Source organism: Exiguobacterium sp. BMC-KP (assembly GCF_001275385.1).
Taxonomy (GTDB): domain Bacteria; phylum Bacillota; class Bacilli; order Exiguobacteriales; family Exiguobacteriaceae; genus Exiguobacterium_A.
In genome coordinates, this window is the sequence record NZ_LGIW01000015.1 from 1,390,430 (window position 1) to 1,403,065 (window position 12,636).

At 43.3% G+C, this 12,636-nt stretch carries 14 protein-coding genes; 3 read left to right on the forward strand and 11 right to left on the reverse strand.

Going from position 1 to position 12,636, the window contains the following annotated elements:
- Positions 1–48: 48 nt before the first annotated feature.
- The 4 genes from ADM98_RS13095 to ADM98_RS13110 form a co-directional block, all read right to left on the reverse strand.
- Positions 49–1,071, reverse strand: a complete 1,023-nt coding sequence (locus tag ADM98_RS13095) for a cytochrome d ubiquinol oxidase subunit II (RefSeq protein WP_053453887.1) — start codon at positions 1,069–1,071, stop codon at positions 49–51.
- A gap of 12 nt (positions 1,072–1,083) precedes the next feature.
- Positions 1,084–2,481, reverse strand: a complete 1,398-nt coding sequence (locus ADM98_RS13100; protein ID WP_053453888.1) for a cytochrome ubiquinol oxidase subunit I — start codon at positions 2,479–2,481, stop codon at positions 1,084–1,086.
- A 234-nt stretch (positions 2,482–2,715) separates the two neighbouring features.
- On the reverse strand, positions 2,716–3,828 hold the full coding sequence (locus ADM98_RS13105; protein WP_053453889.1) for an N-acetyldiaminopimelate deacetylase: 1,113 nt from the start codon (positions 3,826–3,828) through the stop codon (positions 2,716–2,718).
- On the reverse strand, positions 3,812–4,702 hold the full coding sequence (locus ADM98_RS13110) for a LysR family transcriptional regulator (protein WP_053453890.1): 891 nt from the start codon (positions 4,700–4,702) through the stop codon (positions 3,812–3,814). Before ADM98_RS13110 ends, ADM98_RS13105 begins: the two co-directional genes overlap by 17 nt.
- A gap of 65 nt (positions 4,703–4,767) precedes the next feature.
- On the opposite strand from ADM98_RS13110, the gene ADM98_RS13115 reads away from it, so the two are divergent.
- Positions 4,768–5,163 (forward strand): disulfide bond formation protein B, encoded by a 396-nt coding sequence (locus tag ADM98_RS13115; protein ID WP_023468862.1) that lies wholly within the window; start codon positions 4,768–4,770, stop codon positions 5,161–5,163.
- A 72-nt stretch (positions 5,164–5,235) separates the two neighbouring features.
- On the opposite strand, the gene ADM98_RS13120 is transcribed toward ADM98_RS13115, so the two are convergent.
- From ADM98_RS13120 to ADM98_RS13150, 7 genes are all read right to left on the reverse strand, one after another.
- Positions 5,236–6,507 carry an FAD-dependent oxidoreductase gene (locus ADM98_RS13120; RefSeq protein WP_053453891.1) on the reverse strand — a complete coding sequence of 424 codons (1,272 nt, stop codon included), beginning with the start codon at positions 6,505–6,507 and terminating at the stop codon, positions 5,236–5,238.
- 117 nt (positions 6,508–6,624) lie between these two features.
- Positions 6,625–7,443 (reverse strand): ammonia-dependent NAD(+) synthetase, encoded by an 819-nt coding sequence (nadE, locus tag ADM98_RS13125; protein WP_053453892.1) that lies wholly within the window; start codon positions 7,441–7,443, stop codon positions 6,625–6,627.
- 33 nt (positions 7,444–7,476) lie between these two features.
- Positions 7,477–7,923 (reverse strand): BsuPI-related putative proteinase inhibitor, encoded by a 447-nt coding sequence (locus ADM98_RS13130; protein WP_053453893.1) that lies wholly within the window; start codon positions 7,921–7,923, stop codon positions 7,477–7,479.
- Between the two features lie 80 nt (positions 7,924–8,003).
- Positions 8,004–8,216 (reverse strand): hypothetical protein, encoded by a 213-nt coding sequence (locus ADM98_RS13135; protein WP_053453894.1) that lies wholly within the window; start codon positions 8,214–8,216, stop codon positions 8,004–8,006.
- A gap of 359 nt (positions 8,217–8,575) precedes the next feature.
- Positions 8,576–9,667 (reverse strand): conserved virulence factor C family protein, encoded by a 1,092-nt coding sequence (locus ADM98_RS13140; RefSeq protein ID WP_053453895.1) that lies wholly within the window; start codon positions 9,665–9,667, stop codon positions 8,576–8,578.
- Between the two features lie 87 nt (positions 9,668–9,754).
- Entirely contained in the window at positions 9,755–10,468 is a 714-nt protein-coding gene (locus ADM98_RS13145; protein ID WP_053453896.1) for an alpha/beta fold hydrolase, read from the reverse strand.
- An 8-nt stretch (positions 10,469–10,476) separates the two neighbouring features.
- Positions 10,477–11,034 carry a GNAT family N-acetyltransferase gene (locus ADM98_RS13150; RefSeq protein ID WP_053453897.1) on the reverse strand — a complete coding sequence of 186 codons (558 nt, stop codon included), beginning with the start codon at positions 11,032–11,034 and terminating at the stop codon, positions 10,477–10,479.
- A 132-nt stretch (positions 11,035–11,166) separates the two neighbouring features.
- Here ADM98_RS13150 and ADM98_RS13155 point away from each other — a divergent pair, with 132 nt between their 5' ends.
- Positions 11,167–11,898 carry a hypothetical protein gene (locus ADM98_RS13155; protein ID WP_053453898.1) on the forward strand — a complete coding sequence of 244 codons (732 nt, stop codon included), beginning with the start codon at positions 11,167–11,169 and terminating at the stop codon, positions 11,896–11,898.
- Positions 11,899–12,146: 248 nt separating this feature from the next.
- Positions 12,147–12,440, forward strand: a complete 294-nt coding sequence (locus ADM98_RS13160) for a hypothetical protein (RefSeq protein WP_050677561.1) — start codon at positions 12,147–12,149, stop codon at positions 12,438–12,440.
- Positions 12,441–12,636 lie beyond the last annotated feature (196 nt).

Genomic DNA, 12,636 nt, shown 5'->3' on the forward strand with positions numbered 1-12,636 from the left:
AAAATACTATAAACGCCTCTGCGAATCGCAGAGGCGTTTATTCATCCATTATTTTGATGATTTTCCACGTACATAATCGTTATCGAACAAGAAGAGTCGTAAGATCAAGTACAACGCCGGAATCAAGAGTAAGAGTCCGAAGATGAAGACGACGACGAGTGCGGAAGCCATCGTTTCGTTAACAACCGCTTTGTTGATATCGATATATGGATACAAGATATACGGTAAGTGCGTATAACCGTAACCGAACCACGCCACTCCATACTGTAGCATGACCGCAACGAAGGCAATTCCGTAATTCTTCTTCATGTAGACAAGTGTCACAGCAATGAGGAAGAAGATGAAACTAGCAGCGAACCACCACCAGTTGCCGTTTAAAATATTTTCATAGTGCCATGCCGCTTGATTTTTCAATCCGAAGAAGACGAGTGCACAGACAAGAATCGTTGGTCCACTCCAGAAGAGCGCCCATTTACGAATCAATGGCGTAGCCCCTTCATCCTTCGCTTTATCTGCGTAGAATAAAAGGAACATCGCACTGATGTAAAGGACTGATACGATCGCAAGTGCTACGACCGACCAAGAGTAAAAGTTCGAGAATAATTTTGTTCCTAAAAATTCGACCGTTTCATTCGTTTTGCGAATGAATCCGCCTTGACTAATCGTCAGTGTCGTTGACATCGCTGCCGGAATCAATAAACCAGTTGCTCCATATAAGAACGTATAGAACATGCTGTTGTTTGATCCATAATTGGCGAATGCATAGAAGCTACCACGAATCGCAATCAACACAAGAACGATTGAGGCTGGCACGAGTAGTGCCGTACCGAAATAGTAAGCGGTATCCGGGAAGAACCCGACTAGTCCGACGAAGAAGAATACGAAGAAGACGTTCGTTACCTCCCACACTGGTGAGAGATAACGAAGAATCAATCGATTCGTCAAGTGATCCCGCTTCGTATATTTTGAATAAAAGGCGTAAAATCCAGCACCGAAGTCAATTGAGGCAACGATGAGATATCCGTACAGGAAAGTCCAAAGGACCGTAATTCCTAGTGTTTGAACGTCCAAATCGTTCCCTCCTTACTTGTTATCATCCACGAACATTGCTTCCCCACGAGCGTGGTGATTCTCAGCAAGTTCTTGAAGTTCTTTTCCAACCGGGTTTTTCTTGAACATCCGTAATAATACGACTGTACAAATCGTACCGAGCATCAAGTACAAGGCACTGAATAAAATCAACATCGGACCAACAGCCGTTGACGTCGTCGCTGCATCTGCTGTCCGCATGATACCGTAAAGCGTCCAAGGCTGACGTCCAATTTCGGCATACATCCAACCTGCTTCAATTGAAACCATCGCTAGAGGTCCACCGATGAAAATACCTCTTAGAATCCACTTATTATACGGATTCAATTTTTTGAGACGGAATGCCAAGATGAACAAGGCAGAAATAGCAGCTAAATACATACCAATCGAGACCATGATATCGAAGAAATAGTGAACGATTAGTGGTGCCTGATCTTCTTTTGCGAACTCATTTAAGCCAATGACTTCTGTATCAGGTGCCCCACCTGCAAGAATTGAGAGTGCATATGGGATTTTAACGGCTCCCTTGATTTCATAGCTACCGTCTTCTTGCTGATCAAGTATCCCACCAAAAATCAATTCTGCTTCACTTGTCGTATCAAAGTGCCATTCCGCTGCTGCTAATTTCTCTGGTTGGTATTTCGCCAAGTATTTCCCTGAGAAGTCCCCGACAAGTGCAGTCGAGAAGGCGAAAATTAATCCAGCCATGACCGTTAAGCGAAGTGCTTTTTTATGATACGCCGTTTCCGCTGCTGAAAGTGTTTTTTTCCGAAGCAGATGGAATGCAGCGATTGCCGCCAAGATGAAGGCGACTGTCAAGTAAGCTGACACGATGACGTGTGTCGCCTTCGTCGGTGTTGCCGTATTGAACATTGCTTTTAACGGTTCGATTTGTGTGAGTGTCCCGTTGACGATCTTAAACCCTTCTGGTGAGTTCATGAAAGAGTTGACCGTCGTAATGAAGAACGCTGATGCTGTCGCACCGATGACGACTGGAATCCCAATCAACCAGTGTAACCATGGGTTTTTGAAGCGATCCCATGTGTACAGGTAAATACCGAGGAAAATCGCTTCAAAGAAGAATGCGAATGTTTCCATGAATAGTGGTAGTGCGATTGTTTGACCTGCCACTTGCATGAGTGACGGCCAAAGTAGTGATAATTGCAACCCGATTGCCGTCCCTGTTACGACACCGACTGCTACGGTGACGACGTATCCACGTGTCCATCGTCTTGCTAATAAGATATAATCCGGATCTTTTCGTTTCAGACCGATGAATTCAGCTGCAAGTACCATGAGTGGTACCCCGACGCCGATCGTCGCGAATATAATGTGAAACGCTAATGTGAGCCCTGTCAACAATCGACTGAGCACTACGGGATCATTGAACATGTATATAGCCCCCTCTTCCTAAAACATACTTCTCTATATGGTCTATAACCGTATCATAGAGAACATAACCCTTTATGTCTGTTTATAATGTTTGATGTAACAAATTGTTCACATGTGCACGTGATTTTTTTCACAAAATGTTCGAAAACTCCTATTCTTACATATATAAAAAGCTTTCCCATTCTTGATTTCGAAAGGGAAAGCACGATATCCTTCATTATTTCATAAAACTTTTTAAACATACTCTCGGAAATAATGATCCAATAAATCGATCACGAACGGTATGGCCGATTCGTCCGGGTTTAATGTTGGTTGATGTAATCCAGAGGTCGGATTATCAACCCCAAGCCAAAACATCATCCCTGGAATTTCCTTAAGCATGAAACCAAAGTCTTCTCCTGTCATTGCCGCGTCACACTCAATATAGTTCGCATTCATCTTGACGAATGACGAAAATTTATCGACGATTTGCCGGTCATTGACGACTTCGTAATACCGATTTCCGAATTGTAAATCGATCTTGACCCCAAACGAAGCTTCGATTCCACGAATGATATCACGAACGCGTCGTTCAAGTTTTTCCATGTCTTCTCCATTGAGTGCACGCATCGTTCCGTCAAGAACCGCTCTACCGGCAATGACGTTTTCCCGAATTCCAGCATCGACCTTTCCAATCGTGATGACACTGCAGTTCATCGGATTGATCGATCGGCTGACGATCGTTTGTAGTTGCATGATGAGAGCGGCTTGAGCAACAACGGTATCAATCGTCAAGTGAGGAAACGCCGCATGACCACTTTGACCATAAATCGTAATATGAACTTCTCGAGCACTCGCGAATAAGACACCGGGACGACTGGCAATCGTACCGACTGGATATTCCGGTGCGACATGTAGACCATACATCTCACTTGGATGGTATTTTTCAAACAACGGACTTTTAATCATCGGTTCCGCCCCGCCCGGTCCTTCTTCCGCTGGTTGGAATAAAAAGACGACATCATCCATGACAGGTAACTCAACGATTCGTTGTATCAATCCTAACGCAATCGACGTATGCATATCATGACCACAGGCATGCATGAAGCCTGGATGTTCTGAGCAAAACGGAAGCCCTGTTGCTTCTTCGATCGGTAATCCATCAATATCTGCTCGGTAACCGATCGTCCGGTTTCCGGTCAATCCTTTCACTCGGACGAACACACCTGTTTCAAACGTATCATACGTGACACGATCTGGTGGATAGGCACGAATTTGTTCCAATATAAAAGCTTGCGTCTTAAATTCCTTGAACCCTGGTTCTGGTATTTTATGAAGCGCGCGCCGCATTTCAATGGCGTATTCCATCTGACTGACTTCCTCCTTCTTCTTTTACGATGTCCCAAAATGCTTGGACTTGTTTTAATTCAAGCATCGATTCCGTAGACAAGATCCACGTATCTCGCTTTAGTACTTTTCCGGATGAGGTCTTCAACGGAAGTTGCATAACTTCATTCGAGTGCTGAATCGTCGACTCAGGCAGGATTGCAAAACCAATCCCATGTAGCGCCATCTGTTTGCATGTCTCGATTTGATCGACGACAAGTGTCCGAGATGGTGGACTTGCGAACCGATCTTGCCACCATTCTAAAATTTCTTGATAGTAAGTCGAATCACTCTTGAACTGAATGAATGGTCGATCTGTTACGCGCAACTGCTCGATCGACGTCAGTTCACTATCGACGAGATAGAGCGGATCTGAGAACAGGCGCTCTTTGACACCTTTCCAATCTGGATTTCCACGAATGATACCGATATGAAAGTGCTCTTCTAACATATGACGCATCATCTCACTGGACCATCCTGTGACGAGCTGAACGCGAACATGCGGGTAGCGTTCAACGAATCGCTTCAAGACACGCGGGAGCCAGTACTGACCCATGATGGAGGCGACTGCAATCCGAAGTGTCCCATAGACGGCACCTTCTTCTGCCGTCAATTCACTTTTTAGTTCGAGTTCTTTTCGATTCATCTCTTTCGCGAGACCAATCACTTTTTCTCCTTGAGGTGTGATACTTAAGCCACGCGATGAACGGATGAATAGTTTTGTTCCCCAACGTCTCTCGATCGCAACAAGACGTTGACTAAGCGCAGGTTGCGAAACGAATAATCGTTCAGCGGCCCGCCTCATATTTAATTCTTCCGATAAAGTGATCAACATTTCCATTTCAGACACTTGCAATGTGAGATTCGACTCCTCATGATATAAGATGGCATTAGTTTAACACGTTAGAAAGGACGATACATATGACACGCTATCATTTTATGTTCATCATCTCAACGATTGCAACGCTCGGCAGTCTCTATTTCAGTGAAATTCGCGGGTTCATCCCTTGTCCACTCTGTTGGTGGCAACGGCTATTCATGTATACGACAGCCTTTTATTTGCTTATCTCGCTGTTCCGATCGAAAACGATTGATCCTCTATTCGTTCGCCTATATGTGCTAGCCGGTTTTGGCGTCGCCTTATACCATGTCATCCTTGAGCGTTTACCCGATGGGGAAGCATTATGTACGAGCGGATGCCTCATCAAATGGGTCAACTACTTTGGTTTCTTGACAATCCCGATGATGAGTCTCATCGCCTTTACATTGCTATTGATTTTAGCGTTCTATCCAGCACGTTCAAACAACGAAGCGTAAGAAGTAACATCTTTAAAGGACTAAAAGTAAGGAGAAGCCGATTGCGCTTCTCCTTATTTGTATCGTTTAGTATCATGTCCATCGATTGAAGACGCTCACTGCGCTTGAAAATGCTAACTCTGAGAGTTGCCCTGTCCCTTCACACCAATCTCCGACGAATGCAACGTCCGCATGGTCAGGAAGCTGCGTCGAAAGAGGAGTTTGTCCCATCTTCCATTTGATTTCTTGAACGACTGCCCGTTTGATCGTTCTTTCTGCGACGATACGCTTACGCCAGTCTGCGAAATGAAGGTCTAGCATCTGTTCGATTCCAGATCGAACATGTTCAATGTAACCCGGATCTTCTAAACGATCGTGCTCGAGATAGGCGATCGCTTGAAGCACTTGACCATTTTTCGGTGCAAGACTTGTATCATAATGCGATAAATCCGTGATGAAAGCACGATGCGCTCGGTCATAGATATAGGAATAAGGTGTTTGAATATAAGGCTGTAGTCCAAGATCATACACGAATACTTCTACCGGTTCATGACTAGCATATGGTGTAACGAATTGTTGTATTGTAGGCGGTGTCGCCATTTTTAGGATTTCGCGTGGCGGTATGGCAAAGATGATTCGTTCTACGGTCCATTCCTGCTTTTTTCGATCTCGAATCAGAAATCCTGACGTAGTCGACTCAACTGCTGTTATTTTCGTTTTCTTCAGGATTGATCCCTGATTTTCTAATATGATTCGTTCTAGCTCCTGCACTAATCCTTGCCACCCTCCCTCAATATAGGAGACAGGCTTACGTGTCCGAAAAAGTTTTTGATAATACTCGAAGTAAACGTCTGAAGGAATCTTCTCCGGTTCCGCCGTAAAAAAGTTCGTCGATGCCAAATCAAGCATCAACTGCGCGACTTGTTCATCGACTTGTTCTATTTTTAACCATTGTCCGATTGATTGTTGCGGATCGCCTCGTTCCACCCGTAAAATCGTTTTAATGATTTCCCATGTAAACCGGACCTTGTTCGTTCCTTCGATGACCTCCGTTTTCAACAATCCCCAGGCGTTCGCAGGTACAGCCGTCAAATGACCTGAAAACTCATATTTCGCACGACTCGCCGAAAAATCAAGCCATGTCACTTCGATTCCGAGTTGTTTCGTTAATTTTCGAAGAATGGATTGATCGCGTCCATATATAGCATGAGCGCCGTAATTAAACGTATATCCTTTTACGGTTTGAGAGGTAGCACGTCCTCCGAGTAATCCAGCATCAAAGAGCATGACTGCTTCTCCTTGTTTTGCGAATAATGCCGCTGCAGTTAACCCGGATAATCCCCCACCTATGATACCAATCGTCATACCTTCGCCTCCTCAACAATCATTTCTATTCTTTTCCCATAACAGTCAAAGAGAAATCGAAGAAGATGAAAAAAAAGACATGATTTCAAACATGAAATCACGTCTTCTTATTCACGATTATGCTTTCCACCAGTCGTCGAGTGGCGAGACTGGCATATGATGCTTATGCCCAACACGTTTATACTGCGTTTCTAACTTCTCTTGGCTAGTTGCTGAAATCGTTTTGCCTTCCAAGTAATCATCAATTTCTTCGTAGGTCATACCAAGCGCTACTTCGTCTGGTAATGCCGGACGGTTTTCTTCAAGATCTGCCGTCGGAATTTTTTCAATTAAAACCTCTGGTGCATTTAGATAACGTAAGAGTTGCTTTCCTTGGCGTTTATTCAAACCTGTTAATGGCGTTAAATCACAAGCACCATCACCATGTTTCGTATAGAATCCTGTCACGAATTCGGCTGCATGATCCGTTCCAACGACGAGACATCCATAATGAGCGGCTAAATCATACTGGCTTTTCATTCGTTCACGCGCTTTCGTATTTCCTTTACTAAAGTCGGAAAGTTCTGCGCCTGTAGCTTCTTCGAACGCTTGCATCGATGCTTCGACCGCTGGTTTGATATTTACACGGAGTGAATGATCCGGTTGAATGAACGTCAATGCCGTTTGTGCATCTGCTTCGTCCTGCTGTTCTCCGTAAGGTAAGCGGACCGCGTAAAATGCGACATCTTTCCCTTCTTCTTTTCGTAGTTCTTCAACGGCTAGTTGGCATAGACGCCCCGCGAGCGATGAATCTTGTCCTCCAGAGATACCTAAAACAAATCCTTTAGCCCCTGTATGTTTTAAGTATGCCTTTAAGAACGATACACGTTTACTTACTTCTTGTGCTGGGTCAATGACAGGTTTTACGCCTGTTACTTGAATGATTTCTTGCTGCATGAATCTCTTCACTCCTTCATATCGTATTGTTCATCAATTTGAATTAAGCTTTTGACGATCCGTCGTTTGTTTTTCATTTGCTCCCTTGAACTGGCGAATGGTTGCAACACGTACTTCTGTACTATCGCCTGAGTCCCGGATTGGTACTTCCACTGTGTAGCGTTTGATTTCACCTTTCGTAAATGTATCCTTTTCAATAGCTTGTGTGAACACTTGCTCTTTCTCAAAATCATACGTTACGTGTTGATTGGCATCAATTAATTGAGCCTGGAAACGTTGTGAGGATGGATACGTCACGTTTACACTATGATCATTCGGATTCGTTAACAAAATGTTTAATTGAATCATGTCATCTTGTTCTGTCATCTTGACTGCAATCTGAATCGGTTCGTTCATCGTTTTGGTTGCCTGTTGTTTCTTTTCCTGGCACCCCGCAAGACAAATAGTCAGAGAAAGTAGAACGAAAAAGAGACGTTTCATCTCATCCCTCCTTAATCTAAATCAATTTTATCACAAAAAAAAAGCGAAAGAGGATTCTCCTCTTTCGCGCGTTAATTTGCTTATGCTACAGGTAAAGTCGATGGATTCATATTAAATGAAAACAATTGCTCAAGTCCTGTCGCAAACAATTCATCACAAATATCTTCAGCAGCGTTAGCTGGTGCGACTAACGTAATTGTCCGACTGTCAACTGTCTCGATCGTCACGTATACCCCCATTGCTGTTCGTTCTTTGTATCCTACTGCTAAATCTGTTTCAGCGAAAAGTAACATATCCCCGATTCTCCCCTTTTCTCATTCATATGTTCAGTCAAGAGATGACCTACATGTTTCGAATTCGTTATTGTAGGTTTACTGTACCAAAGAGCTAAAAAAAGAAGAGAATTGTCATTCGACATTTCATTTCAAAACAATATTTCAATCAAAGAAGGAATATTTTGGAATTATCTATTTAATTGCTACATGCAAGCTTTTTAACGAGCATTCCCAACACATTTCATTTTGGTTTCAAAAAGATGACAACACAAATTTGATTTTTTTACCATCGTTATTGAGAAACAGGGAAAATATACCTAGATAATTGATGACTCATTTTGTCGAATGATTGCTCGATACAGTATTTTTTCGAGTTCTTATGAACTTTCATCAATCAATCGATTCATTTGCTGCCAGACCGTCCCTAGTGCTTCTTCCCCACTTTCAATCCGGGTTAAAGCAAGTTCCGCCTGTAGGGCTACTTCATACTCGCGATCCCGACTTGCTTCACGTAATCTCGGAATCGACTGTTCCGTTCCTACATCAAATAAGAACCGAGCAGCACGCCAGCGTACTAATTTATTTTTATCCGTCAACGCTTCCATCATCATCGGTTCAGCTTCAGGCATCGCCCAATCCGAAATCGTATCACCGGCTGTCCGACGAACGATACCCGACGGATCGTGCAGCGCACTTGTCAAATACTCTAACAACTCTTCCCGATGATCCTCGAACATCCCGAGCTTCACAATCGCTTGACGACGAATTTGCATCTTCTCATCCTGTAATAATCGGGCATACGCCGGAACCCATTCCATCTCAACAGGTAATTCATCAAGTGCCGCAAATCGTTCTTTCCAATCGTTCGACTGAATCGCTTGCCCACTGAACATAATATCTTCTCCTGCTGCGAGCGACTTAAGACGCTCCAAACGTTCGATTGGATAAGCAATCTCAATCTCATGTGCTACTTCGCGCAAACTCTCATCAAGATCACCGTATCGAGGTGCTTGTTCCACCCATCGTCTGTCACTGATGACGTTTTGGACGAATGGTTGGACGAATAACGCCGCTTCTCGGAAACGTTCTGACAATCCTTCCCGTTTTTCTTCTAATCCCTTCACACCTTTGATTTGCATTGGCACGCCTAAAATGAACTGAACGAATAGATGGACAGGTTCATACTCAGCATCCGTCTCGTGCTGTTCTACATCATTTAATGTTTCTCCAAATGCACGTCGTATATCGATGACAAGCGAACGCCAATCATATTTCGGATAACGTTCGATCGACAAAAAGTCACTGACCTGATAGACGAATTTAACACCTGGAATTTCAAGCAATCGCTGTATGTGTTCTGGTGCTCCAAATGCATGCTCAAAAGTCTGCCCTTTTTCCGAGAAATTTTCATCGACGATGACTTTCATGTTATTTGGACTTGGTGTTGGCTCAATCGCTACGATTTTCATGTATATCCCCTCCATTTCTATCATTTCAGAAATCCAATCTGAAATGCAAAGCAAATGCCCTACAGAAATGACCGTAGGGCAAAATCGTTACTTGAATGCTTCCTCGATGATCGCAACGAATGCATCCGGTGTTTCAAGCATCCCCATGTGTCCACTTTCTGTTGAGCGATGTAAGAGATGGTCGTTCACTGGTGCAAAGGCATTTTCTTTTGAAATCAATTGATCTTTCTTACCATGAATAATGACACCTTTGACTGTTGATTCAGTCAGCGCTCTTGTCATATCTCGGCGATCTCGCATCGCAGAAAGCGCGCGGATAGCTCCTTCGACTGTCATCATATATCCGATCTCAAGTGCTTCAGCAACCGCAAATTCATCTGCCCCTTCCGCGAATAAGGATGGAACGAGACCATTGACGAATTCTCTTACGCCGACTTCTTCGACACGCGTGATGTTTTGGTTCCGTTTTTGTTTCGCTTGTTCATCATCTGCTTTTGCTGTCGAATACACAAGACCGTACCCGCTGATTTGATCGGCATACGCTTCTACGATTGCCGCGGTAATGTATCCGCCAAAGGAATGTCCAATGATGATTGGATTTTCAATACCACGTCGCTCAAGATCATGCATGACCCATTCGGCAAACCCCTCAATCGTATCTGGTCCGACATCGAGTCCCTCGTGCCCCGGTAAGCTTAACGGCAATACATCGAAAGAATGTCGTAAATTCGCCTCTACTCGATTAAAATAATCTGTTCCTCCTGTAAATCCATGTAGGAGCACAAGTGTTTGTTTTTCCATTGACTACCTCATCCCTTCCATTCAGATGCGAGCATACGATACATCGTCAAATCCATGAAACGACCATGACTGTATGCATAATCTTCTAATAATCCTTCAGCTTGAAATCCTAATTTTTGTACTAATGCATTGGAAGCGATATTTTCAGGTGCAACGAGAGCACTAATCCGGTGGAGAGCAAATTCTTCAAAGCCATATGTCAGAACAGCCCTCGCCGCTTCCGAAGCGACACCACGTTGCCAATGATCTTGACTGACTTCAAAACCAATCTCCGCCCGATGATATTGAGAGAGCCAGTTATGAAAACCGATCGTCCCGATCAATTGATTCGTTTGCGCATCAGCAATTGCCCAGCGAATCGCTTTACCTTGCGTGAACTGTTCCTTAAAGTAACTGATGACATTTTTGGCTTCATAGACCGTCACGAGCGGATCCGATCCATAATAGTACATGACTTCATCATCTGATAAGATTTTAAACAATTCACGTGCGTCGCGGTTTTCGAGCTCACGTAATATGAAGCGCTCGGTCCGCAATTCCGGGAATGGCTTTCGCAAGCCCCACATGCTCCATCACCCCTCTTTATGCTTCTCTATGTAGTATGCCCGTTTTCAGAAGTAAATATCCTTTCAGGCAATTCGAAGTTTTGCTACTATTAAATTATGAAGTAATTAGTCATGGAAAGGAAGCGAAGTGGTATGTCGAGTGCGTTACTTTACTTATATGAGGACGAGGAAAATCAACGGTTGACGATGTCGGGGGTCCATTTCTCTGATTTCGCTGCAGCAGTCGATTTGAAACGTCCTTTACTCATTTCAGGAAGTAATTTCAAACAGACGAAACAATCTTTTCGAACGATGCTTCATTATATCGAAGCACATGAAATCGAACAGTTTTCACAATCAACGGATATTCAGCGTCATCCTTTGATTGCTATTGATATTCGCTCATCCCATTCGCTCGATGTATTGACGGATGTCGAAATCGCGGAATTATTATTTCTAATGCATATGAAACGAGGAACACCACTTCCCTTCCTTGACTCGATCGAGAATGAACTGGTTTATTTTAGCGAATACGATGGTCTTCATGCTTCTGTTTATTTAAAAGATTGGTCACGAGTGGAACAACTGATCGCCGACCTCGTCCAACGGAAATTTCGACAGCATGCTCGATCCGTTGCCTCGATTGCTTTAACAGCTGAAATCATGATTCACATCCGTCAACTTCTCGGAGAAGGCGTTTTGATTGATTTTGAAAGTGCAAAACGATCTGTTTTCTCAAGAAATATTACAATCCCCGTATATGTGGCAGGACGATATGAAGATATGAGTGTATTACGTGAAGATTTTGAAGCAGAGAAAGAATCAATCCTTCGACGAGGAACGTTAGTTTGTCGCAAGAAGAAATGGAGTTTTGAGTTAGATTGACCTTTAGCATCTTTTTCTTTTTGGAAAAGGATGCTTTTGTTCTATTTGAATTTTAAATGACGACTCCCTCTTAACAACTATTTCTCTCTATATGACAATATCTTTAAAAAATTATTCGAATTTTCACACAAAATAAGACTAGCATCTTGTGAAGACTTCGCTATAATGAGGATAACCTTTTAAAGATAGAAGTTAGACCCGGTTTTTTATAGGGAAAGCACTGGAATCAGCAGAAGGAGGAATTCAATATGGATCAGTTAAAAGTGAACGGAATTGGCTCATTCACGAAATTTGCGACAAATGGGAACATCCTGAAATTAAAGGATGCAACGCTCGGTGAAGTGAAATTGTCGCTGAATGAAGCGAGTTCAATGACCATCGCCCCGGTCGATGAAGAAAACGGTCTTTTCATCATCAAAGGGCAACAGCAGGAATCGCTTGTGGAACTGACGTTACCGCGTCAATCCTGTGAGGTCGTTCACGCTTGGCTCCTCCATAAATTAAAACGCCATAAAAAAACACGCTCGATTGCAACGAGCTGATATTTTTATCTGAAACGCCTCAAACAGAGAATCCTATTTCTGCTCGAGGCGTTCTCTATTTTAAAAAACTCGGCGGTGAATTTTCAGAAAATATTGTTTTATTAGATTCATCATGTTATTCTTAGAAAAATTCAAACAGGAGGTTTTAAACATGACACACGCTACACTCATCCAAGAACGACTGATTGTGATTAAG

Bases quoted from the DNA above. Each gene is read 5' to 3' on its own strand.
- ADM98_RS13145 (WP_053453896.1), bottom strand. From the start codon at position 10,468: ATGGAAAAACAAACACTTGTGCTCCTACATGGATTTACAGGAGGAACA.
- nadE (WP_053453892.1), bottom strand. From the start codon at position 7,443: ATGCAGCAAGAAATCATTCAAGTAACAGGCGTAAAACCTGTCATTGAC.
- ADM98_RS13140 (WP_053453895.1), bottom strand. From the start codon at position 9,667: ATGAAAATCGTAGCGATTGAGCCAACACCAAGTCCAAATAACATGAAA.
- ADM98_RS13120 (WP_053453891.1), bottom strand. From the start codon at position 6,507: ATGACGATTGGTATCATAGGTGGGGGATTATCCGGGTTAACTGCAGCG.
- ADM98_RS13160 (WP_050677561.1), top strand. From the start codon at position 12,147: ATGGATCAGTTAAAAGTGAACGGAATTGGCTCATTCACGAAATTTGCG.
- ADM98_RS13155 (WP_053453898.1), top strand. From the start codon at position 11,167: ATGTCGAGTGCGTTACTTTACTTATATGAGGACGAGGAAAATCAACGG.
- ADM98_RS13130 (WP_053453893.1), bottom strand. From the start codon at position 7,923: ATGAAACGTCTCTTTTTCGTTCTACTTTCTCTGACTATTTGTCTTGCG.
- ADM98_RS13105 (WP_053453889.1), bottom strand. From the start codon at position 3,828: ATGGAATACGCCATTGAAATGCGGCGCGCGCTTCATAAAATACCAGAA.
- ADM98_RS13100 (WP_053453888.1), bottom strand. From the start codon at position 2,481: ATGTTCAATGATCCCGTAGTGCTCAGTCGATTGTTGACAGGGCTCACA.
- ADM98_RS13115 (WP_023468862.1), top strand. From the start codon at position 4,768: ATGACACGCTATCATTTTATGTTCATCATCTCAACGATTGCAACGCTC.
- ADM98_RS13135 (WP_053453894.1), bottom strand. From the start codon at position 8,216: ATGTTACTTTTCGCTGAAACAGATTTAGCAGTAGGATACAAAGAACGA.
- ADM98_RS13150 (WP_053453897.1), bottom strand. From the start codon at position 11,034: ATGTGGGGCTTGCGAAAGCCATTCCCGGAATTGCGGACCGAGCGCTTC.